The sequence below is a fragment of the Pseudomonas fluorescens group sp. genome, from assembly GCF_020093335.1.
GTDB classification, from domain to species: domain Bacteria; phylum Pseudomonadota; class Gammaproteobacteria; order Pseudomonadales; family Pseudomonadaceae; genus Aquipseudomonas; species Aquipseudomonas petroselini.
The window spans coordinates 24,179-46,474 of sequence record NZ_JAIOKW010000033.1 but is presented as its reverse complement, the minus strand read 5'-3'; the positions used below and the strand labels follow the sequence as shown (position 1 = coordinate 46,474).

At 56.4% G+C, this 22,296-nt stretch carries 19 protein-coding genes and 3 pseudogenes; 12 read left to right on the top strand and 10 right to left on the bottom strand.

What is annotated here, in order from left to right:
* The 4 genes from K7431_RS24520 to acs form a co-directional block, all read right to left on the bottom strand.
* Window positions 1-699: an ABC transporter permease gene (locus K7431_RS24520; RefSeq protein ID WP_015885480.1), complete on the bottom strand. Its 699-nt coding sequence runs from the start codon at window positions 697-699 to the stop codon at window positions 1-3.
* Complete coding sequence (locus K7431_RS24515; protein ID WP_015885481.1) at window positions 696-1,385, bottom strand: ABC transporter permease; 690 nt, start codon at window positions 1,383-1,385, stop codon at window positions 696-698. Before K7431_RS24515 ends, K7431_RS24520 begins: the two co-directional genes overlap by 4 nt.
* A gap of 91 nt (window positions 1,386-1,476) precedes the next feature.
* On the bottom strand, window positions 1,477-2,262 hold the full coding sequence (locus tag K7431_RS24510; RefSeq protein ID WP_015885482.1) for an ABC transporter substrate-binding protein: 786 nt from the start codon (window positions 2,260-2,262) through the stop codon (window positions 1,477-1,479).
* 651 nt (window positions 2,263-2,913) lie between these two features.
* Window positions 2,914-4,869 carry an acetate--CoA ligase gene (acs, locus tag K7431_RS24505; RefSeq protein WP_015885483.1) on the bottom strand — a complete coding sequence of 652 codons (1,956 nt, stop codon included), beginning with the start codon at window positions 4,867-4,869 and terminating at the stop codon, window positions 2,914-2,916.
* A 413-nt stretch (window positions 4,870-5,282) separates the two neighbouring features.
* Here acs and K7431_RS24500 point away from each other — a divergent pair, with 413 nt between their 5' ends.
* The 6 genes and pseudogenes from K7431_RS24500 (at window position 5,283) to K7431_RS24475 (ending at window position 11,869) form a co-directional block, all read left to right on the top strand.
* Window positions 5,283-5,552, top strand: coding sequence for a DUF2790 domain-containing protein (locus K7431_RS24500; protein ID WP_015885484.1), 270 nt, complete (start codon window positions 5,283-5,285; stop codon window positions 5,550-5,552).
* 575 nt (window positions 5,553-6,127) lie between these two features.
* Window positions 6,128-7,378, top strand: coding sequence for a ribonucleotide-diphosphate reductase subunit beta (locus K7431_RS24495; protein ID WP_015885485.1), 1,251 nt, complete (start codon window positions 6,128-6,130; stop codon window positions 7,376-7,378).
* 138 nt (window positions 7,379-7,516) lie between these two features.
* Window positions 7,517-9,460, top strand: coding sequence for an AAA family ATPase (locus tag K7431_RS24490; RefSeq protein WP_015885486.1), 1,944 nt, complete (start codon window positions 7,517-7,519; stop codon window positions 9,458-9,460).
* A gap of 346 nt (window positions 9,461-9,806) precedes the next feature.
* Window positions 9,807-10,339, top strand: a pseudogene (locus K7431_RS24485) (BRO-N domain-containing protein).
* Between the two features lie 99 nt (window positions 10,340-10,438).
* Complete coding sequence (locus K7431_RS24480; RefSeq protein ID WP_015885488.1) at window positions 10,439-11,152, top strand: HNH endonuclease; 714 nt, start codon at window positions 10,439-10,441, stop codon at window positions 11,150-11,152.
* A 72-nt stretch (window positions 11,153-11,224) separates the two neighbouring features.
* A complete protein-coding gene (locus tag K7431_RS24475; RefSeq protein WP_043205780.1) occupies window positions 11,225-11,869 on the top strand; it encodes an HAD-IB family hydrolase in 645 nt (214 codons plus the stop codon).
* Window positions 11,870-11,894: 25 nt separating this feature from the next.
* Here the strand turns inward: K7431_RS24475 and vapC are convergent, their stop codons facing one another.
* The 3 genes and pseudogenes from vapC to K7431_RS24460 all read right to left on the bottom strand — a co-directional run.
* Window positions 11,895-12,299, bottom strand: coding sequence for a type II toxin-antitoxin system tRNA(fMet)-specific endonuclease VapC (vapC, locus tag K7431_RS24470; RefSeq protein WP_043205781.1), 405 nt, complete (start codon window positions 12,297-12,299; stop codon window positions 11,895-11,897).
* Complete coding sequence (gene vapB / locus K7431_RS24465; RefSeq protein ID WP_043205782.1) at window positions 12,292-12,531, bottom strand: type II toxin-antitoxin system VapB family antitoxin; 240 nt, start codon at window positions 12,529-12,531, stop codon at window positions 12,292-12,294. Before vapB ends, vapC begins: the two co-directional genes overlap by 8 nt.
* A 375-nt stretch (window positions 12,532-12,906) precedes the next feature.
* Window positions 12,907-13,212: pseudogene (locus K7431_RS24460) on the bottom strand (LysR substrate-binding domain-containing protein); the annotation flags it as partial.
* Here K7431_RS24460 and K7431_RS24455 point away from each other — a divergent pair.
* From K7431_RS24455 to K7431_RS24445, 3 genes and pseudogenes are all read left to right on the top strand, one after another.
* A pseudogene (locus K7431_RS24455) lies at window positions 13,213-13,662 on the top strand (MFS transporter); the annotation flags it as partial.
* A 54-nt stretch (window positions 13,663-13,716) separates the two neighbouring features.
* On the top strand, window positions 13,717-14,664 hold the full coding sequence (locus tag K7431_RS24450) for a hypothetical protein (RefSeq protein WP_043205784.1): 948 nt from the start codon (window positions 13,717-13,719) through the stop codon (window positions 14,662-14,664).
* Window positions 14,665-14,757: 93 nt separating this feature from the next.
* A complete protein-coding gene (locus K7431_RS24445) occupies window positions 14,758-15,123 on the top strand; it encodes a helix-turn-helix transcriptional regulator (RefSeq protein WP_015885491.1) in 366 nt (121 codons plus the stop codon).
* On the opposite strand, the gene K7431_RS24440 is transcribed toward K7431_RS24445, so the two are convergent.
* From K7431_RS24440 to K7431_RS24430, 3 genes are all read right to left on the bottom strand, one after another.
* Window positions 15,107-16,609, bottom strand: a complete 1,503-nt coding sequence (locus tag K7431_RS24440; protein WP_015885492.1) for an amidase family protein — start codon at window positions 16,607-16,609, stop codon at window positions 15,107-15,109. The genes K7431_RS24445 and K7431_RS24440 overlap by 17 nt on opposite strands.
* A 98-nt stretch (window positions 16,610-16,707) precedes the next feature.
* Window positions 16,708-17,262: a hypothetical protein gene (locus tag K7431_RS24435; RefSeq protein ID WP_148270935.1), complete on the bottom strand. Its 555-nt coding sequence runs from the start codon at window positions 17,260-17,262 to the stop codon at window positions 16,708-16,710.
* Between the two features lie 368 nt (window positions 17,263-17,630).
* Entirely contained in the window at window positions 17,631-18,680 is a 1,050-nt protein-coding gene (locus tag K7431_RS24430) for an MBL fold metallo-hydrolase (protein ID WP_015885494.1), read from the bottom strand.
* Window positions 18,681-18,802: 122 nt separating this feature from the next.
* On the opposite strand from K7431_RS24430, the gene K7431_RS24425 reads away from it, so the two are divergent.
* From K7431_RS24425 to K7431_RS24415, 3 genes are all read left to right on the top strand, one after another.
* Complete coding sequence (locus K7431_RS24425; protein WP_015885495.1) at window positions 18,803-19,429, top strand: TetR/AcrR family transcriptional regulator; 627 nt, start codon at window positions 18,803-18,805, stop codon at window positions 19,427-19,429.
* A 191-nt stretch (window positions 19,430-19,620) separates the two neighbouring features.
* The gene (locus K7431_RS24420) at window positions 19,621-20,679 is read left to right on the top strand and encodes a diguanylate cyclase (protein ID WP_015885496.1); all 1,059 of its coding nucleotides are present in this window, start codon (window positions 19,621-19,623) and stop codon (window positions 20,677-20,679) included.
* A 263-nt stretch (window positions 20,680-20,942) separates the two neighbouring features.
* Window positions 20,943-22,262 (top strand): methyl-accepting chemotaxis protein, encoded by a 1,320-nt coding sequence (locus K7431_RS24415; protein ID WP_015885497.1) that lies wholly within the window; start codon window positions 20,943-20,945, stop codon window positions 22,260-22,262.
* Window positions 22,263-22,296 lie beyond the last annotated feature (34 nt).

Here is a 22,296-nt window from a genome sequence, read left to right as displayed (position 1 = left end):
TCAGTGCTTCCGTGGAGCCAGGTAGCTCAGCCAGCGGCGCTCGGCCAACTTGAACAGGCGCACCAGGATGAAGGTCAGGCACAGGTAGAACACACCGGCGGTGATATAGGCTTCGAACGGCAGGTAAAACTGCGCGTTCACCGTGCGTGCGGCACCGGTGATGTCGATCAGGGTGACGATGGACGCCAGGCTGGTGGTCTGCAGCATCATGATCACTTCGTTGCTGTACTGCGGCAGCGCACGGCGCAGGGCCGACGGCAGCAAAATGCGGCGGTACAGCTTGTAGCGCGACATGCCCATGGCCTTGGCCGCTTCGATCTCGCCGTTCGGCGTGGCCTTGAGGCTGCCGGCAATGATCTCGGCGGTGTAGGCGCTGGTGTTGATCGCAAAGGCCAGGCACGCGCAGAAGGTCGCGCTGGACAGCAGCGGCCACAGGACGCTTTCGCGCACCGCTTCGAATTGGGCCAGGCCGTAGTAGATCAAAAACAGCTGCACCAGCATCGGCGTGCCGCGAATCACATAGGTGTAGAGCCAGGCCGCACCGTTGACGATCGGCTGCTTGGACACGCGCATCAAGCCCAGGGGCAAGGCGGCGAGCAGGCCGAAGAACAGCGAGATGGCGAGCAGTTTCAGGGTGGTCAGCAGGCCGCCAAGGTACAGCGGCATGGCCTCCCAGATGACGTTGTAGTCGAAGATCATAGATCAGCCGCCCTTACGCCTACCGAGTAGCGCTTCTCAAGAGAACGCAGGGCCAACAACGACACGCTGGTGATCACCAGGTACATCGCCGCCACTGCGAGGAAGAAGGTAAAAGGCTCGCGGGTGGCGTCTGCCGCCTGCTTGGCCTTGAACATCATGTCTTGCAGGCCCACCACCGAAATCAGCGCGGTGGCCTTGGTGAGGACCAGCCAGTTGTTGGTAAACCCAGGGATCGCCAGCCGGATCATCTGCGGCACCATCACCCGGAAAAACACCTGGAAACTGCTCATGCCATACGCAAGGCCGGCTTCGGCCTGGCCCTTGGGAATGGCCATGAAGGCGCCGCGGAAAGTTTCCGACAGGTAGGCGCCGAAGATGAAACCCAGGGTGCCGATACCGGCGGCCAAGGGGTTCAAGTCGATATAGTCGTCGTAGCCGAGCATCGGCGCGACGCGGTTGAGCAGGTCCTGACCGCCGTAGAAAATCAGCAGGATCAGCACCAAGTCCGGAATCCCGCGGATCACCGTGGAGTACAAGTCACCCAGCCAGGCCAACCAGCGCACCGGCGACAGGCGTAACGCGACCCCGATCAGACCCAGAACAATGGCCAAGGCCATGGACGACAAGGCGAGCTGAAGCGTCAACCATGCGCCATCGAGGATGACGGCCCCGTAGCCTTTCAACATGATTCAGGTCCTCGAAAAGGGGGATGAAAAAATGGCGCAAACCGCAGGAATTCTGTTGCTTGCGCCATTTTGGACAGACCGTTGCGACGATTTACTTAGGGTCAGCGCCGTAAATATCGAAGTCGAAGTACTTGTCCTGGATTTTCTTGTACTCACCATTGGCACGGATCGCGGCAATGGCTGCGTTGATGCGGTCCAGGTTTTCCTTGTCGCCTTTGCGTACAGCGATGCCGATGCCGTCGCCGAAGTACTTGGGGTCGGTGAACTGTGGGCCCACGAACGCGTAGCCTTTACCGGCTGGGGTTTTCAGGAAGCCGTCTTGCAGCAGGGTAGCGTCAGCCACGGTGCCGTCGAGGCGACCGGCTTCCACGTCCAGGTAGATTTCGTTCTGCGAGCTGTAAGGCACAACCGTGGCGCCTTTAGGGGCCAGGACTTCCTTGGCGAAACGATCGTGGATCGAACCGCGTTGCACGCCGATTTTCTTGCCCTTCAATTCATCCAGGCTGTCGCTGACGGTGGTGCCTTCCTTCATCACCAGTTGCGCTGGGCTCAGGTAATAGCGGTTGGTGAAGTCCACGGACTTCTTACGGTCTTCGGTGATGGACATGGACGACAGGATCGCGTCGATCTTGCGCACTTTCAGCGCTGGGATCAGGCCGTCGAACTCTTGTTCGACCCAGGTGCACTTCACGTCCATCTGCTTGCACAGGGCGTTGCCGATGTCGTAGTCAAAACCGACGATGCTGCCATCGGGCGCTTTGGAAGCAAACGGAGGGTAAGCCGCTTCGATACCTATTTTCAGAGGCTTGCCTTCAGCGAAAGCCTGCATGGACAGCACGGACAGCGCCAGGGCGCCCAACAGCACGAGTTTCTTCATCTTGGGACTCCATCGGTATAGGGCAAAACAGCAGTATGAGCCATGGCCCACGATGCGACGTAAGGGAAACCGAATTGCGCTGCTGCGTCCTACACCAGTTACACACCGGAGACGACGAGCGAGTGATCGGCATTCTAACGACAGGCCGGAAGCCGATATTTCCTCAATGCGACAACAATTTACAGAAGCACCGAGAAAGCGGTTCCAGCTCATTGACAGCCTCTGGATTTTATGCAGAGACAAAAGACATTAAACCTGTAGACGCTGCAAATTGCGGGCCTATTATTCGCAAACCCTTCTAGCACGGCAAGTGTGGCGTTTAATCTTATTTCTAGGGGTGTCTGGAACGCGGTTTTTCGGGGCATGGGCGTAGCACATTGCCTCATGTTCGGGCGGCAGGTTACACATTTGCGTTCGACGGTAACATTCAGAAACCTCCTACGAGAAAAACCGATATTTATTTGACTGGCGCAGATCCCATGTGGGAGGGGGCTTGCCCCCGATAGCGGTGGACCAGCGCCAAATATGGCCACTGACACACTGCCATCGGGGGCAAGCCCCCTCCCACATTTGATCTCCATAGGTTTCAAGATCCCACAAAAAAGCCCCACCCGACTCACGCCGGATGGGGCTTCGTCCCACTAACCCGCGTTACGCGACGTTCATGGTCTTGTGTGTCTCAATCAAATGCGCCACCACGCCCGGATCCGCCAGGGTGGAGATATCCCCCAACCCGTCATACTCGGCCGTGGCAATCTTGCGCAGAATCCGCCGCATGATTTTCCCCGAGCGCGTCTTCGGCAAGCCCGGCGCCCACTGGATCACGTCCGGCGAAGCAATCGGCCCGATCTCTTTGCGCACCCAGTTTTTCAACTCCAGGCGCAGCGCTTCGTTCGGCTCTTCGCCATTTTTGAGCGTGACATACACATAGATGCCCTGCCCTTTGATGTCGTGCGGCACACCGACGACGGCCGCTTCGGCAACTTTCGGGTGCGCAACCATCGCGCTTTCAATCTCGGCGGTGCCCATGCGGTGGCCGGACACGTTCAACACGTCGTCCACACGCCCGGTGATCCAGTAGTAACCGTCCTCGTCACGCCGCGCACCGTCACCGGTGAAGTACATGCCACGGAACGTCTTGAAGTAGGTGTCAACGAAGCGGTCATGGTCGCCAAACAGCGTACGCGCCTGGCCTGGCCACGAATCGAGGATCACCAGGTTACCTTCAGCGGCGCCTTCGATCAGGTTGCCGAGGTTGTCCACCAGCGCCGGCACCACGCCGAAGAACGGGCGTGCCGCCGAACCCGGTTTGAGCGCATGCGCGCCCGGCAATGGGCTCATCATGTTGCCGCCGGTTTCGGTCTGCCACCAGGTGTCGACGATCGGGCAACGGGATTGGCCGACGTTCTTGTAGTACCAGTCCCACGCCTCTGGGTTAATCGGCTCACCCACCGAACCGAGCAAACGCAGGCTGCTGCCATCGGCGCCTTCAACAGCGGCGGTGCCGGAAGCCATCATCGCGCGGATCGCGGTCGGGGCGGTGTAGAGGATATTGACCTTGTGCTTGTCGACGATCTTCGCCACCCGCGTGATATCCGGGTAGTTCGGCACGCCTTCGAACAGCAAGGTGGTCGCGCCATTGGCCAGCGGGCCGTAGACAATATAAGTATGGCCAGTGACCCAGCCGACGTCGGCGGTGCACCAGTAGATTTCGCCTGGGCGGTAGTCGAACACACGCTCATGGGTCAGGGCCGCATACAACAGGTAGCCGCCGGTGGTGTGCTGCACGCCCTTAGGCTTGCCGGTGGAGCCAGAGGTGTAGAGGATGAACAGCGCTTCTTCGGCGCCCATCTCTTTGGGCGCACACACGGTGCCCGCCACTTTCATCAGGTCTTCGTACCAGATGTCGCGATGCTGGTTCCACTTGATCTGGCCATTGGTGCGCTTGCACACGATGACCTTCTGGATGCTGCTGGTTTCCGGGTTGGTCAGGGCGTCGTCGACGTTGGCCTTCAGTGGGATTTTCTTACCGGCGCGGATGCCTTCGTCTGCAGTGATCACCACCTTCGACTTACAGTCGATGATGCGGCCGGCCAGGGCCTCCGGCGAGAAACCGCCAAACACCACCGAGTGAATCGCACCGATGCGGGTACAGGCCAGCATGGCGACCACGGCTTCGGGGATCATCGGCATATAGATAGTCACCACGTCGCCGCGGTGCACATCCTGGCCACGCAGGGCGTTGGCGAACTTGCAGACTTCTTCATGCAGCTCGCGGTAGGTGATGGTGCGGCTCTCGGCAGGGTCATCGCCCTCCCAGATGATCGCCGCCTGGTCGCCACGCTCGGCGAGGTGACGGTCCAGGCAGTTGTAGGAAACGTTCAAGGTGCCATCGGCAAACCACTTGATGTCGACATGGTGATCGTCGAAAGAAGTCTGCTTCACCGTGGTGAAAGGCTTGATCCAGTCGAGGCGCTTGGCTTGCTCGCGCCAGAAGCCATCGGGGTTGACCACCGACTGCTGGTACATGGCCTTGTAGGTTGCCTCGTCGGTCAGCGTGTTGGCTGCTACTTCGGGGCGAACGGGGTACAGGGAAGCCGCACTCATCTTTCTTACCTCGGTGACATAGTTGTTGTTGTATGGCCCTGTTGTAGCCGGGGCTGGCCTATAGAACCATTCGACGATGGTAGTAACAAGCCCCTACAAATTGCCCTGATATCCCCTCCTGCACCTCTAGCCCGCGGTCTGCGGCGCTTCGCAGCATTGTGAAAAAAGCTTTACCACAGGATTGTTACAAAAACCGCCAACAGTGTTTATCAAAAGCACGGGTATATGAATATAACCTGAGGGCCTAAAATCACTTCCGCCAACACGGCACTTTAGTTAAATACAGCAGTGATTAACAACGCAACAGCCCCCACGAAGGCAACGTTAATCCGAACTTCCCAACTCTTAAGTTACACACGTGGCCTCACAAGGGTCCCGTGACCCCTTTCGCCCTGAAGAAGGTAAATAGAGAAATGAAAGCTTTAGTAGTTATGGCCCTCAGCAGCCTGTGCGCCACCGCCGCCCTGGCCGACGAAGCCCCGACTGACGTAGCTGGTCGCAACACCCCGATCGTTGAGGACTACACTTACAGCACCCATCTGGACGTAGCAAAAGTACTGTCCATGAGCAACATTCCAGAAGTGTGCGAAGTTGTACCGGTAAAGATGGAATACGAAGACTCACAAGGTCAGCGTCATATTCTTAATTACCATGTGATGGGCAATGGTTGCTCTAACGGGTAATAACTTGGTTATTTAGATTCAACTCGGATCTTGGTCGCCGCAAGAAATCGATCTTGCGGCCAAGAACCGCCCCCAAGCCCGACACCGCCCAAATGTGGGAGGGGGCTTGCCCCAATAGCAATAGCCGCCACACCCACCCTATAAAGCCTGACTCACCACTCCTCTCCCCGCCCTACAAAAAACATCCCACCGCCCGTCAAAAAAATCCAACCGCAGCAAAGCCTTATAAACCCGCACTCTGGCCGAAAAACACGCCATTCGGGCCCGTCTCCGTGACCATCCGCCTCAACACAAACCGGTTTTTTTCCCCTACAATGCGCGGGTAAATCGGGCCTGCAATATCCCTTTACACAGGGATGAAGAGCCAGACCTGAGGCCTCCGCTGGAGCAAGCACCTACCGCTCCGCCCCTCAAGCCTCACGCAGAGCACCCGTTACCCTATTGCGTTTAATGCCTGCGCTAGCTGCTGCAACAAACGATTCCTTAAGATCCACCGCGGCCCTGGGGCCGTGTGAACACCCAACCATCCGGTTTCACACGGGCACCTTGAGCCCTCACGCAGGAGACGACACGTCATGCTGAGCTGGGACGAATTCGACAAAGAAGAAGACGGCGAAGTAGCCACCAAAGGCGCCAACGCCGGCCACGCCACCGAAGCCAACATGGACCGCCTCGACGGTGCCGGCGCTGCCGCCGCCATCGAAGCCCGCGCCGTCACCGCCAGTGACTCCGCCGCCATCGTGCGCGCCAAGGCCGCCCTCGACAAACTCGACGTCGCCGAAGGCCTCGCCGAACTCGAAGGCTCCGCCGCCCGCGTCGCCGTCGACGAAAAGCGCATGATCAACTGCCGCGCCGACCTCAACCAACTCGTGCCCTTCAAGTACGACTGGGCCTGGCAAAAGTACCTCGACGGTTGCGCCAACCACTGGATGCCGCAAGAGGTCAACATGACCGCCGACATCGCCCTGTGGAAAAACCCCGAAGGCCTGACCGACGACGAACGCCGCATCGTCATGCGCAACTTGGGCTTCTTCTCCACCGCCGACTCCCTGGTGGCCAACAACCTGGTGCTGGCCGTGTACCGCCTGATCACCAACCCGGAGTGCCGCCAGTACATCCTGCGCCAGGCCTTCGAAGAAGCGATCCACACCCACGCCTACCAGTACTGCATCGAATCGCTGGCCATGGATGAAGGCGAGATCTTCAACATGTACCACGAGATTCCATCGGTCGCCAAAAAGGCTGCCTGGGGCCTGAAGTACACCCGTTCGATCTCCGATCCGAAGTTCGAAACCGGTACCGTTGAGACGGATAAAGAGCTGCTGCGTAACCTGGTCGCCTACTACTGCGTACTGGAAGGCATCTTCTTCTACTGCGGCTTCACCCAGATCCTCTCCATGGGCCGTCGCAACAAAATGACCGGCGTGGCAGAACAGTTCCAGTACATCCTGCGCGACGAGTCGATGCACCTGAACTTCGGTATCGATGTGATCAACCAGATCAAAATCGAAAACCCGCATTTGTGGGATGCCGAGATGAAGGAAGAAGCGACCCAGATGATTCTGCAAGGGACTCAGCTGGAGATTGAATACGCTCGCGATACCATGCCACGCGGCGTGCTGGGCATGAACGCGGCGATGATGGAAGACTACTTGAAGTTCATCGCTAACCGTCGTCTGTCGCAGATTGGGTTGAAGGAAGAGTATCCAGGCACCACCAACCCGTTCCCGTGGATGAGTGAGATTATGGACTTGAAGAAAGAGAAGAATTTCTTTGAGACTCGGGTTATTGAGTATCAGACGGGGGGCGCGTTGAGCTGGGATTGATGATGGCTTAACGCCATGATATAAACGCTTACCTTACAAGGATGTCAGGAAGCGCAAGAGGGCCCCGCATTAGGGGCCTTTTTTATTTCTAAGCATCTATGTGAGCTAACACCCAACACACGCAATAGGGAAGCTCCGATGATTTTAGTAGCAGGCTTATTTTTACGTCACTACGGTGTTTACAAAAACATAAACTATATCCCTCTATCTGACGGCGAAAATTTCACCTCCCTCATCGGAGAAAATGGCGTTGGAAAGAGCTCGATACTTGACGCCCTTGACAAATATTTTAACCATAAAGACTCAAAAGACTGGGTAATTAACAAACAAGCGCAACTTGAAGGTGGTATCAGCACAAACGATAAGACCCCCTTTATCAGCCCCCTCTTCCTAATTTCGATTTCAGACTCCAACAAGCACCTTGACGAAAATTCTATAAAGTCTCTAGAAGCCATAAGCAACTATCTGTGGTCAAGCTCAAAAAAAGGCGTACTAGATGACTTCCTCACCCATAGAGACACGATCAAAACCACAGAAGCAGAAACCACACACTATCTAATCTCTATCGGAAAAAGACACAATGAGAAGGACGCCTTCTTTTTAACTTTCGAACCAGAGCTAAAAAAAATATTTGACGATTTAAGTTTAGACTTCAAACTGGAAACAACAAAGTTGTTAGCTTGGATCATAGAGAGCATAACCTACCTATATATACCAGTAGAGACAAATGTAAACTCCTTTACAAAACTTGAAGCCGCCGACATGCAAATCCTCATGGACAAAAACATCCATAGAGAAGTAGGCTCATCAATCGATGAAAGAACGGTCAAAGAGATAAATAAAAACCTTGACAATTTCATTACAGATATAGAAAAAAATCTTCCCGACTACAAGTACAAATCTACAGGAAAGAGAAAGAATCTCACAAAGTTAGATATAGTTCAAAAAACTATTGAAGCTTACTTCTCGGTGAAAATTCTTCACAGAAAGGTAGGTACTTCTGAAGTACCTATTCAACATCTAAGTTCGGGAGAAAAAAGAAGAGCTTTAGTTGACTTAGCGTACGCCTACCTTGTCCATGGGGATGTGAGAGAGAAGGATGTTATACTTGCGATCGACGAACCGGAAAGCTCGTTACATGTTAGTGCATGCTTCAATCAATTTGAGAACTTGAAAAAAATAGCTCAAAACAAAACTCAGCTCATCATCACAACCCATTGGTACGGACACCTTCCAATACTTAGCAGCGGAAAGTCAGTACTGATATCTAAGGAGGGAAATGAGATCCAAAAAGACTCATTTAATCTCTCAAACTATAGAGAGCAGATAGCTCAAGAGCAGAAAGCCCTTAAGCAAAATGCTCCTCCATATTCAGTACAACTAAAAAGCTACAACGACCTAACGCAATCAATTATTGAGTCGCTTCAAAATGGCTACAACTGGATAATATGTGAGGGCAGCTCAGAAAAAATTTATTTTGAGCATTTCTTTAAAGAAGAGATCGAAAAGCAAAGATTATGCATTTTACCGTGCGGTGGCTCTGCAGAAGTCCTCAGAATGGCCCGCTATATAAAAACGCCACTACAAGACAAAAACATTGCAATAACCGGAAAAGTTCTATGCTTAATTGACACAGATATAGAAGCAAAAACATTCGAACATGACAACAATCTCAGCAATTTGCTGGTCAAGCGCTTATTAAATATCAATAGCACCATAGAGCTTGTTGAAATCAATGACATTCGAAAAATACCCGCAACTGAAATTGAAGATGCGCTAGACCCACGCATATATTTCGAAACGCTATCATCTTTTGATAACCCCGAAATAAATAGAATTTTAGAAACATCTGATTTTGATCACGCCGCTGTAAATTCAGCCGACTGCATGGACCTCAAAACCTCAGAAAAAGTCATAATCAAAGATTTCTTTGATGGCCCAAATATTAAGTATAATTTCGCAAAGAAATATGTTGAATTCTCAGACTTAGACCCAATAGGTTTTTTCCCTAGCTGGGTAGGAAAAATCAAAGAAGAGTTTATTGAAATAAAACCTAAACTCATTAGGCGCCGCAAACCATAAACTTTCTATTGACCGCATACAAAAAAATTACTAGCCTCTTGCCCGGTGCCTAAGAAACACCTCACACAGCGGACTGACCGCACCCGACAGTAGCGGCTTTTTTGTGCCTGCGGTTTCCCCGTGGGCATCGAAAATCTCTGTTATGCCGGGAGTGGGCTAATACAAGACCCGAAAGGGGAATATGTCCGGCCCTCTGTGTGGGGTTTCTTAACTCCCGGCACCCAGCCCTAAGAAAGCTGACATCACACAGAGGTAACGGAAATGCCTAGAATTCTCACCTTCGTCGAGAAGGTTATCTGCTGCGTACGTACCGACCTTCAAATGCCTCCAATCCTGGAGGTGCTCCATGCGTGATACCTTAGTTCCTACCGTCTTTTCGCGTCACAACCTTTCTCTGCATGCCCTCCTCCTAGAAAATCAACCTTGGTTCTGCGCTCGTGACCTTGGCCGCCTGATGGGCTGGTATTTGGATGAGCGAACAACTCGTAAGCTCGATGAGGACCAACGAAGAACTGTAAACATTTTGTTCCACGGTCGTGGGAAGAAATGCTGCTGATCAGCGAGTCAGGTGCTTATGCGCTGCTGGTCTATCACTACACGCCAGGGAATCGCCTACTGCGTAGCTGGCTCACCCATGAAGTCGTTCCAACATTGCGGGATGAACGTCAGCCGCGAACAGCGGAGCGGCCGCTGTTAAGCATGTTGGACTGGCCGGAAATGTCGCTGAACCTGCTGCACTGGCAGGATGAAGGCTGGATTCGCCTTCGAGACATGCCATATCTATTGGTCAATCGAACCTATCGGAAAGAGTCAGCAAGGACACAGTGGTGGCGCAAGCTCACTCAACCTTTCTTCCGAATGAAACAGCGAATCTACTAACGCAGACGACCGCCGAATCCCACCTAAGCGTAGGAAATTTCGTAGACGCCATAATGGCTACTCAGTATCGTCCGAGGGTTTTCTACCCTCGGCGGCTGTATGGATATTACGAAAGACAAAACGGACTGGAACGACACGGAATTGGCAGCAGCGGTCGAAGCGTACTTAAAGATGTTGGCCTGGGAAAAGAGCGGCCAACCTTTCAACAAAGCGATCGAAAACCGCCTTCTGCGTGAAGGCCCGGTGGCAGGCCGTGCAAAGGGCTCCATCGAGTTCCGCATGCAAAACATTTCCACCGTGCTTGTGCGTATGGGCTGGGACCGCATAGAAGGCTATAAGCCTGCAAAGAACGTGGGCACAGGCGTAGAGCAACGTATCCGCCAGGCCCTCGCCGCACAGGGTGTATTCGAATCCGACGACGCCGCCCAAACAGCGGATGAGCAAACGCTTATCCGCCGTGCGTCCAAACTGCAGCAGCAACCTTTCACTCAACTACCGGACGGCATTGCCCAGCCCCAGAAGGTATCGACCGTCAGCACGGCCTTCGTCCGTGATCCAAAGGTCCGCGCCTGGGTGTTGAAAGAAGCCAAAGGCATCTGCGAAGGCTGCGGCTCAAACGCGCCTTTTGAAGTCGACGGTTTGCCATTTCTTGAAGTACATCACGTCAAGCACCTCGCCCAGAAGGGTTCGGATCGCATCTCCAATGCTGTAGCCTTGTGCCCCAATTGCCATCAGCGTTGTCACCGGTCGAGTGACCGGGATGCCTTCACCGAGGGGCTTTACGCCAAAGTCGGAAGATTGGCACGGGAGTAAACTCCTGCTGTCACACCTGATGCACACTCAAAAAATACTAGATAGGACCGAGGCCACCCCGTGAACCCAGACATGCTCGAAGCCGGCCCCGCTGACGCCAAAGTACTCTCCGTCTTTGACTTCGACGGCACCCTCACCCACCACGACAGTTTCGTGCCGTTCCTCAAGTTCGCCTTTGGCACCGGTGAGTTTTATGGCCGGATGGTCAAGCTGGCGGTGCCAGGTCTGCGCTTTTTGTTGCAGCAGATCAGCCGGGATGAGTTGAAGGCGCAGTTGATCCGCACCTTTATGACCGGGGTGGAGAAGGCGTGGGTGCAGCAGAAGGCCGAGGAGTATTGCCAGCGCAATTGGGCGCGGTTGATGCGCCCGGCCGGCGTGCTGTCGGTGGAGCAGGAGTTGGGTTCGGGGGCGGTGGTGACGCTGTGTTCGGCGTCGCCGGCGTTGGTGTTGCAGCCGTTTGCCGATCGTCTTGGGATCAAGTTGATCGGGACTGAGCTTGAGGTGGTGGATGGGGTGCTGACCGGTAAGCTCACCGGGAATAACTGCCGGTGTGAGAACAAGGTGCTGCGACTTGAAGCGGTGTATGGGGATTTGGGCGAGTATCGGCTGCGGGCCTGGGGCGATACGCGTGGGGATCGGGAGTTGTTGGCGGCGGCGCAGGATGCGCATTTTCGGCATTTTCATGCGAAGAAGAAGCGGGCTCGGTTGAAGCGGTGATACGGGTGGGGTTGGCAGATACTCGCTAGGCGCCTATCCAGTTCTCCACAATCAAGCCATTTACGCGCTTGAACTCACCCTCATTGTTAGTCACCAACACCAAGCCTGAGCTTCTAGCGTGCCCGGCAATGTGTAGGTCATTGACGCCAATAGGCGTGCCCTTTTTCTCCAGGTCTGAACGGATCGAGCCGTAGTGAAAAGCCGCCTTGTCGTCGTAGCTAAGGACATCGAGCCGGGAAGAGAAGTCTTCCACGGCGCGCGTGTTTTTTTCTACAAGCTGACTCTTTTCTGCGCCATGCATCAGCTCTGCGAGGGTGATTGAGGAGATAACCATGCGCCCTACGTTGGCGTTGAATTTCTCCAGTATCTCAATCGGCCGACGCTTGATGATGTAGATCACGATGTTGGTATCAAGCATGTACTTAATCATCAAAGGACTCTCGTTCTTGCTGGGTTTGATCGGCGCGCTCCTCCATGAAATCCTCAGATACCGATTCACTGGCAAGAAAAAAGCTGTCCCAAGTGTTTTCCACAGGCGAAATGATCAGCTCTCTCCCTACAGCACGGACCTCGACAGTTTTCACTCCCGCAGGAAAACGCATGTCGGCAGGGATGCGGATATTTTGCGTCCGATTGTTAGTAAAGATGGTTCCAAAAGACATAGAGAACACCTCTCTGGGTAGGGAAAGACCAAGAAGAATGATAGATCGAGGATGCTCTATTGCATAGCTCTATGGCAACCGTCCGACGACTGTCTATTCTTAGCGCACTAGCATGGGGGGCTAGGGGTCAATCATCCAATTCACCCCTCCTGATAGCTGCTTGTTGCTTCCTACTATCAGGAAAACGCTAATGCACTCTGAAATTCGCTAACAAATCGGCTATCCGCGTTGAACACGATAACGGTCCGTAGAGATGCGATATGAGGTCGTGGGCTCGACAGGGAAACCGAGTCGATCCCTTCGCAGCCTCGCTGAAGCTCGACAGCTCCCACAGTTGATCTCTGTCGCTCGGAGGGACGGTGTTTGGCTTGAGTGTTATGTCGTGGCTTTGAGGTCTACGCCCAGGGCTGTGGCGAAGGCTTTTACCATCGGGCTGCGCGGGGCGTTATGGCGCAGGATGAGGTTGAAGGCGGTGCTCAGGTGAACGTGCTCCGGGCACAGTGCGCGCAGGCGCCCTTCCCTTACCAGTGGCGCGGCGTAGTGTTCGGGCAGGAAGCCGAGGAAGCGGCCGGTGAGGATCAGGATGGCGACGGCTTCGACTTGCGAGGCCGAGGCGGACTGGCTGTCGTAATTGACGAAGGTGGCCTTGTCGCGATGGATCGCATACCGGTGGTTCACTAGGCGTTGAAGATTCTGTCTGCGGTGCTGGCCTGCAACGCCATCACCGTGATCTTGATGCAGTACCAGATCGGGCGGTTTCTCAAGCGTGAGCAACTGCGTTACTGGATCGTGCTCGGCACCTTGCTGTTCATTGTCGGGCTGATCGGGTTCAGCCTGGCCGACAGCCTGGTCACTTGGTGCCTGGCGATGTTCGTATTCACCTTGGGCGAGATGATCATCTACCCCTCGGAGTTTCTGTTTATCGACACCATTGCTCCCGATGCCCTGCGCGGCAGTTATTACGGTGCGCAAAACCTGGCCGCGTTTGGCGGGGCAATGAGCCCGGTGATGTGTGGGTATTTGCTGATCAATGCGGCGCCAGCCAGCATGTTCTATGCATTGGGGGCGCTGACGGCGGTCGGTGGAACGCTGTGCTTCTTGAGCGGCCGAAGGGTTGCAGTTTCTTGCTGATATTTGCGCGGGATCCCGCTATTAATAGCGAAACTTCTCACGGACCCGAGCCCCATGAAATTCGACACGGCCTACAGCCTGAGTCTCGACGACAAGCTGTCGATCTACGACGTACGAGACCTGAATTTCGACGAAACCGCCGACTTCGATTCCGACAAGGACAGCTTCCTCTGCCCCAACGAGGCCTGCCGTGCGGCGTTCGATACGGGCAATACGCTGAGCACCTTCAACGCGAAGAACGTTAACTATCAGCGCACGCCCCATTTCAAGAACAAGACCAGCACCCAGCATATCGACGGCTGCCGTTACGCCAGCACCCACAAGACCGCGACCGGTGAAGGTGACGACGAGCGTGAAGACAACTTCCCCTCGGAATTTGTACTCACGCGCCGTCAATACGAACGTAAGGCCCCGCTTGCCGGGGCTGAGGGAAGTGCCCCACGCGAGCCAGCGAAAGCGCCTTCAAACCGTAGCTCTGCGCCCCACAGCACCCACGACACCACCCCGGACAAAACCAGCGTCTTCGCCCACCCGGTGGAATGCTATGTGTCGAATATCGACGACAAGGACAAGCTCAAGGCGATGCCGCTGAAGATTGGCGACCACACCGCGACCTACTGGACGTTTTTCAAGAAAATCGAATACCTGCAAGACAACAAGGGCCTGATCTACTGGGGCAAGATCAAGGCGATCAAGGACTACACCAGCAGCTTTCGCATCGACTTCGAGAAGAAGGTGTGGCTCGACAAAAAGCCCTATTCGGTCAACGTCTACCTGAGCAAAAAACTCATCGACACTTACCGCAAGCGCAAGGCTTTCCTGGAGCAGATCAAGGCGGCGGTGGACAGTGAGCGAGAGCTGTATTGCTTCTTCTACGGGGTGACGCCGGCGTTGAAACACGTACCGAGCACAAAAAAACCCGAACAGACGTTCGGGGTGTTCAGCGCGAACATCGAGAACCTGGATCACCTGATTATCCGGGAGGCGCCGGGGGTGGAGTAACGGCTGATTAAACATCCAGTTGATGAGCGGTCAAAACAACTGTACAAAAACACAGTATAGTTTGCCCTCCCCCGTCGAATCCTGGAGAAAACCATGTCCTCTCTGGCAATGAGCTCTTTTGTAGAACAGCAGATCGTCCTGCATCAATTCACCGCCAAGCACAGCGTGCAGGCCCGCGCGATGCTGGGCTGGAGCACCGAAGACCTGGCCCGGTTGGCGGGCGTGACGGCGCAAGCGGTTCAGCACTTCGAAAGCCAGGGCGACGTGGGCGATGAAACCCGCCTGGCATTGGCGTTCAGGCTGGAGGCTGAGGGGCTGGTGTTTTTTCCGGGCTTTGCGCCGGGGTGGGGAATGAGTGTGCGTCGGTTCGACCTTCCTTCAACCGAGCCCAGTGCCCACAACAGCGCCCGACGCTCCCTTTGCGATGTACTGGGATGGCCGGTCAAAACCCAGGTTTGATTGCCACCTGGGCGGCCTGCTCATACCCATGGGCCACTGCCAACAAGGTAGGTTCAGCCCAGCGAGTGCCGAAAAAATAGGCACTGGTGGGTAAACCGTCCTCATCCGTCCCGGAAGGTACGGCGATCCCTGGGTAGCCGGCTGCCGCGACACCGAAGTAACTGTTTGTCTCGAAATCCGACACCATGACGTCCAGGTTTTCCGATTTGATCGGGTCATCTATGGCGCTGCGGAAATCCTGGATGAGCGCGTCCCACAGTGGCTGACGCTGCTCCGGCGTCAGGGTTGAGGCACTGATTTCCTTGAGTAGTGGTTGATGATCCTCGTTGGCGCCATCACGTTCATCGTTGAACCTGATGAGTTCGGTCAGTGATCTGACCGGTAGTCCCGAGCGATTGGCCAAGTAAGCATTGAGTTCTTCTTTCGCGTCCGAGAACAACAACTCGTCATAGCGTGAAGCATCGGCCAGGCGCATGTTGACGGGCACCAGTACCGCGCCTTGCTCGCGAAGCACCTCGAGTGTCCGACTGAATTGCGCACTGTTCACCACGGGCAGGGTTTCACCCTCTTTGGAAAACGTCGCAAGGTAACCGATACGCTTGCCCTTCAACGCACCTGGAACCAATAGCTTTGTGTAATCAATGCCTTGGGGCGCGCCCACACTCGCCGTGTCCTGGGGATCGCTGCCTGACATGGCATTGAGCATCAACGCAGCATCCATTACCGAGCGAGCCATCGGGCCTGGCGTGTCCTGGTGCTGGCTCGCGGGAATAATCCCGTTGCGGTCCAGCAGGCCGACGCTGGGTTTGAGCCCCACCACACCATTGCGGGCGGCCGGCACAATGATCGAACCATTGGTTTCAGCCCCCACCGCCAAGGGCGCCAACCCTGCCGCGACTGCGGCGGCAGAGCCGGAACTGGAGCCCCCGACGTCGGCATCCGAATGATGCGGGTTACGGGTTTGCCCGCCCCGGCTGCTCCAGCCATCGGGGCCTCCACGAAACCCGGCCATTTCACTCATGTTGGTTTTACCCAAGATGACCGCGCCCTGCTTGATCAGGTAATCCACCAACGGGGCATTCTTGCCGGCACTTGCCCCCACAAGCCCAAACGCACCTGCACTGGTTTGCATGCCTGTGGTTTCGAGGGTGTCCTTGAGCAAAATGGGAATACCATGCAGTGGCCCGCGCACCTTGCCGCTGGCTCGCTCGCGATCCAACTCGCGCGCAGCCTCAAGCGCTTCAGGGTTGAGTTCGATAACAGACCTCAGTTGAGGGTCCAGCCTGCGAATCCGCTCTTGCAGGAAACTGACCAGATCGACCGAGGTGAGCCCACCCGGCCGGGCCATTTGCCTGCCAAGCTCATTGACACTGAGGTATTCGGTACCGGGGGCGACTGGCTTGGAGGCCGCAGGTAAGTAGTCGCCGGCAATGGACTGCAGGGCCAGCTGGGCAATCGAGCCCAGACCATACGCAATAGAGAACATAAGACCTCTTCAGGGAGTCAGAAACGACGAAGGACCCACATCGATCCATGCCCCAGTCTAAAAACCTCTCGTCCTCCCAGCATTGCGACGCACGTCGCTTACACCGTGGGATTAGTCAACACGTCGAGTAGCCCGGCCTGTACCGGTGTCAGGCGCCGAGCATTGCGGTACACCCGCACCAGAATCGGCAGTAAATCCTTGGAAGATCGCGCGCCATAGAACCACAGCGTTGAACCGTCCCCGAGCGGCTCGCCAAGCCTTGGGTAACCCGTCCAGCACGCCGCATGGAACGCAGCGCTTTGACTGTCGGACACCAGCGCATCCAAGCGGTATTGACTCATTAGCGTGTCGATTTCATTGCGGGTGTGCAGATCGAACCTCAGGGAGTCATCCGCTCGCTGTGCAGGCACCGGCACCAGTGTCAGCCCAGCCAGACGAAGGGTTTCCAGCGCCAGCGTAAAGAGCGCACGGTGCTCAATACGTTCGTGGTCATTGCCGTGCTCGTACCGTTCTGCAACCCCCACGCACAGCCCAGTCGTTCTCCGGTCTGCCGTGAAGGTGGTGTTGTTCTGCACCAAAGGCACCTCCACCATCACCGGCCCCGAAGGATCGATGCCGCTTAAGGCAATCAGCGACAGCGATGGGTCACGCACAGGTTTCACGGGCAGGGCAGGCGCGTCATACCCTGGAATCGGGATGCCGCCCGCGGGGCGTTTGTCGCCACCGGGGGCCGTCCCGAAAGCGGTACCGCTCGGGGCGGGTGTATCGACGGAGGGAGTGGGTGGCACTGTCGCCAGACCTGCTATCTCCGCCGGCGAAGATGACGGTGGCGGCGAAGGTGAGCCCGGTCGACAAGGCACGCCCAGCAGCCAAATTTTCCTACACTTGATGTCCATGTGGACAGCCCTCCGGAAGATGACTTTCCGAAGGATCATCGCACCCTCATCCGAGGCCTGGAACTGCTTGGAAACACCCGGAAAACTCCTTTTTCCGACGCGTCTTCCGACTGCCAGCCCAGTCGTCAGCCAGCCAAGTGCTCTTGCGCACCTTGTGTTTCCACCTCCAGCCACCACGCATACCCACGCTCAGGCTGGTTCAAGCTGAATGCCTGCCCCATCGGCGGTGTGGTAATCGACACGTTGCGCTCCCAGGCCAGCGCCATGATCCGGTCAAACGGTTCGTGCCAGGCATGGAACGCCAGGTCGAAGGTACCGTTGTGAATCGGCAGCAGCCAGCGCCCCTTGAGGTCGATATGGGCTTGCAGGGTTTGCTCAGGTTGCATATGCACATGGGGCCAATCGACGTTGTAAGCACCTGTTTCCATCAGCGTCAGGTCAAAGGGGCCGTACTGTTCACCGATACGTTTAAAGCCGTCGAAGTAACCGGTATCGCCGCTGAAAAAGATCCGCCGCGCCCCGTCGATCATCACCCAGGAACACCACAGGGTCTGGTTGGCATCAAACAGCCCGCGTCCGGAAAAATGCTGCGCAGGTGTCGCGACAAACCGAATACCGTCCACCTCAGTGCCCTGCCACCAATCCAACTGGCGCACTTTGCTGGCCTCCACCCCCCACTTCACCAGCAGGTCACCGACACCCAACGGCGCAAGAAAACAGCGGGTTTTCTCGGCCAATTGAACGACAGCCTTGCGGTCAAGGTGGTCGTAATGGTTGTGGGAAAGAATCACCGCTTCCAACGGTGGCAGCGCTTCAAGACTGATGGGCGGCTGGTGGAAGCGCTTGGGACCGGCCCAACTGAACGGTGAGGCACGCTCGGCGAATACCGGGTCGGTGACCCAGAATTTACCGCGCATTTTCAGCAAAACCGTCGAATGCCCGAGGCGGAACACGCTGTGATCCGGGGCGGCCAGTAATTGCTCGCGGGTCAGCGATTGCACCGGGATCTGCCCCACCGGCCGTGTACTGCGTGGTTTGTTGAACAGCATGTTCCAGAAAATACGCAAGGTCTTGCCAAAGCCTCCGTGCTGCACGGGAGGCTCTTTGCTGAAATGCGCCTGATCGTGCCTGGGCGCTGCTGGCGAAGAATCGACACGGGACGAGATCGTGGCCATTACCGGGTGACTCCTACGGATCGCTTATAAGTTACACTGCACAGTGTAGTTTCAAGATTGCAACAAAATCCGGAGCAAGTAAACTGCCGAGTGTAATTTCCTTGAAGAGCCGAACGCCACCCATGACTGCCCCTCAACGCCTCACCGACCGCAAGCGCGAAGCCATCGTGGCAGCGGCCATTGCCGAGTTTCGCGCAAACGGTTTCGAGGTCACCAGCATGGACAAGATCGCCGCCACCGCCGGCGTTTCCAAGCGTACGGTGTACAACCACTTCCCCAGCAAGGAAGAACTGTTCGCCGAAATCCTCCACAAACTCTGGGCCAGCAGTGTTGCACAGCTCGACGTCAGCTACGCCAGCGACCGCCCGTTGCGCGAACAATTGCGGGGGTTGCTGGAAGCAAAGATGAAGATGATGTCGGACGTGAATTTCCTCGACCTCGCCAGGGTCGCTATCGCTGCCACCATCCATTCGCCGGAACGTGCGCAGGACATGGTCACCCGCCTGAGCCAACGCGAAGAAGGGTTTACCCAATGGGTGCGTGCCGCCCAGGAAGATGGCCGGCTCAACTGCAGTGACCCGGCCTTTGCCGCCCACCAGATCCAAAGCCTGCTCAAGGCGTTTGCCTTCTGGCCACAGATTACCCTTGGGCAACCGACCCTGGATGCGGCCAGCCAAGCCAGCGTAATCGAGTCGGCCATCGACCTGTTCCTGGCCGGCTACGAAGTCAAAGCACCGGGCCAGCCGTAAAAAGCCGTTGCACGAGCGACGTCCCAGGTCGTTTTTGACGCATTCGCCCTCTGTTTTGCGCAAATGGCCTGGAAGGACACTGATTATTCCCCCGCGAATAATTGACAATATTCGTGGGCATTCTCCGATCAGCGGTGAAGCCCACGAACATGTGTCGTCGTATCTGCAAAAAAGAGCTGACCCAGGAATTTATGGAAAACAGACAAGGCAAAGGGCTTTCCTTTGCCAGGCGTATCTACAGGCCAAGGATTATCGGCACAGCCATGTGCTGTATCAGCGTGATAGCGGCCCTGTACCCGCTCGCGATGCCGGGTTGGCTCTGGGCGCTGTTATTGATCAATGCTTTCGTCTGGCCACACGTGGCGTATCAATGGGCAACCCGCTCCAAATACCCCTATGACGCCGAGCAACGCAACCTGCTGTATGACGCACTGTTCAGTGGGTTCTGGGCCGCGACGCTGCAATTTACACCGCTGACCACCGTGACCTTGCTGTCGATGGTCGCCATGAACAACGTCGCTGCCGGTGGTAAGCGCCTGCTGATACGCGGCGCACTGGCCCAAGTACTCGGCGCCGCTATCGGCGCTGTGGTGTTCGGCCTGCACTTCAACCCGTCGGTCAGCCTGGTTGAGGTTTACGCCTGCCTGCCCATGCTCACGCTCTACCCCATGGCCATCGGCATGGTCTGCTATCAACTGGCGATCAAACTGTCGGAACACAAGCGAGCTCTCAGCGCCCTGAGCCGTATCGATAGCCTCACCGGCCTGCTCAATCACGGTTCGTGGAAAGACCTGCTGCACCTCAAGTTCCACAAGTGCCAGCAACAGCAAAGCCATGCCACCATCGCCTTGATCGATATCGATCACTTCAAGCGAATCAATGACACCCACGGGCATATCGTCGGCGACGCGGTACTGCGGCAACTAAGCCTGGAGTTGCGGCGCAACCTGCGGGAAAACGACCTGGCCGGGCGTTACGGAGGCGATGAATTCTGTGTGATTCTTCCACAAATGCCGCTGGAACAAGCCGCCCAGGTCATGGAGCGCATGCGTGAAACCTTCAGCAATTACCGCAACCCACAGATCCCGGAACTGCGCGTGAGCCTGAGCATCGGCCTGGCGGGGTTCCAGCCGTCCTTTACCAATGCCGCCATGTGGCTCAATGCCGCGGACCGGGCGCTGTATGCCGCCAAAGACACCGGGCGCAACCGGGTCAGCGTAAGTGACGACAAGGTCGCCTATTCCGCTTGACGTTGTCCGATAACTGCTCGTCTGAATAGTGCGTCCTGCACCCCAGGCAGCAGCATAATGCCACCATTGGTCGCCTGCCCAAAAAAGGTCCTGCCCCTGGGGCGAACTTCCCGTCAGGCTGATCACTCTGAACCCGTTGTTCCACCCCGTTCTGTCGGCACAAGGAAGCTGACAATGAGCAAGTCAACCGTATGGCGTATGCCTTACGGGGGCAGGCGCATACCCAAGGAAACTCCAGCAGTCGCTTGCCCGAGCACCCGACCATGTTATTCAACACCCATAAACAAACCATCAACACCCTGCAACACACCGTCGCCCAACAGGCCAGCCTGCTGGAGGCCATCGAGCGCGCCATGGCGGTGATCGAATTCGACCTGCACGGCAATGTCCTGCGCGCCAATGCCAACTTCCTGCAGACCATGAACTACCGCGCCGAGCAGGTGGAGGGCCAGTCCCACCGCATGTTCTGCACCCCGGCGTTCGCTCGCAGCGCCGAGTACAACCAGTTGTGGTCGAACCTGCGCAATGGCCAGTTCCAGTCCGGCACCTTTGAACGAGTGGCCGGCAATGGCCAATCGGTGTGGCTGGAAGCCAGCTACAACCCGGTGCGAAATGACGCCGGCCAGGTGATAAAAGTGGTGAAGTACGCGATGGACGTCACCCCACGCCTGCAGGCGGAAAGTGAAGCCAATGCCAAACTGGAGGCCATCGGGCGTGCCATGGCGGTGATCGAATTCAACCTCGACGGCACCATCATCACGGCCAACGCAAACTTTCTGCAGCGCATGGGTTACACCTTGGCGCAGATCCAGGGCCAGCATCACCGCCTGTTCTGCACTGCGGAACTGGCCGGCAGTTCGGCCTACAGCGACTTCTGGCGACGCCTGAACCAGGGCGAATTGTTCAGCGGCCAGTTCGAGCGGGTCGATAAAAACGGCCGGACCGTATGGCTTGAAGCCAACTACAACCCGGTGTACGACGCCAGTGGGCGCCTGTGCAAAGTGGTGAAATTCGCCTCGGATATCACCGCCACGGTGCAACAACATGCGGCCGACGCCGCCAGCGCCGCCCAGGCGTACCACATCTCCCTGAACACGCGGGACATCGCCGAAAAAGGTGCCGAGGTGATCCAGCAAACAGCCAGCGGCATGCGCGACATTGCCGCGGACATTGATGGCTCCTCGCAACTGATCGCCAAGCTGGGTGAGCGTTCGCAGCAAATCACCGCCATCGTCAACACCATTCGGGGCATCGCCGACCAGACCAACCTGCTGGCACTCAACGCCGCCATTGAAGCGGCGCGGGCAGGCGAACAAGGTCGCGGGTTTGCCGTGGTGGCTGATGAAGTCCGGCAACTGGCAGCACGCACCAGCGGCTCCACGACGGAAATTTCCAGCATGATCGCAATGATCCAGGACGAAACCCGCCAGGCCATCCACAGCATGGACGGCACCCGCGACCGCGCCGCACAAGGTCTCGACCTGGCCGATCGCGCCGGTACGGTGATCCTGCAGATCCGCGCAGGTACCAGCGAGGCTGTGCAGGCGGTGAGTGCGTTTGCCAATGAACGTGGGGCCAACTGACCCGATCTTCATGCGGGCAGCCGGGGGCTCGGTC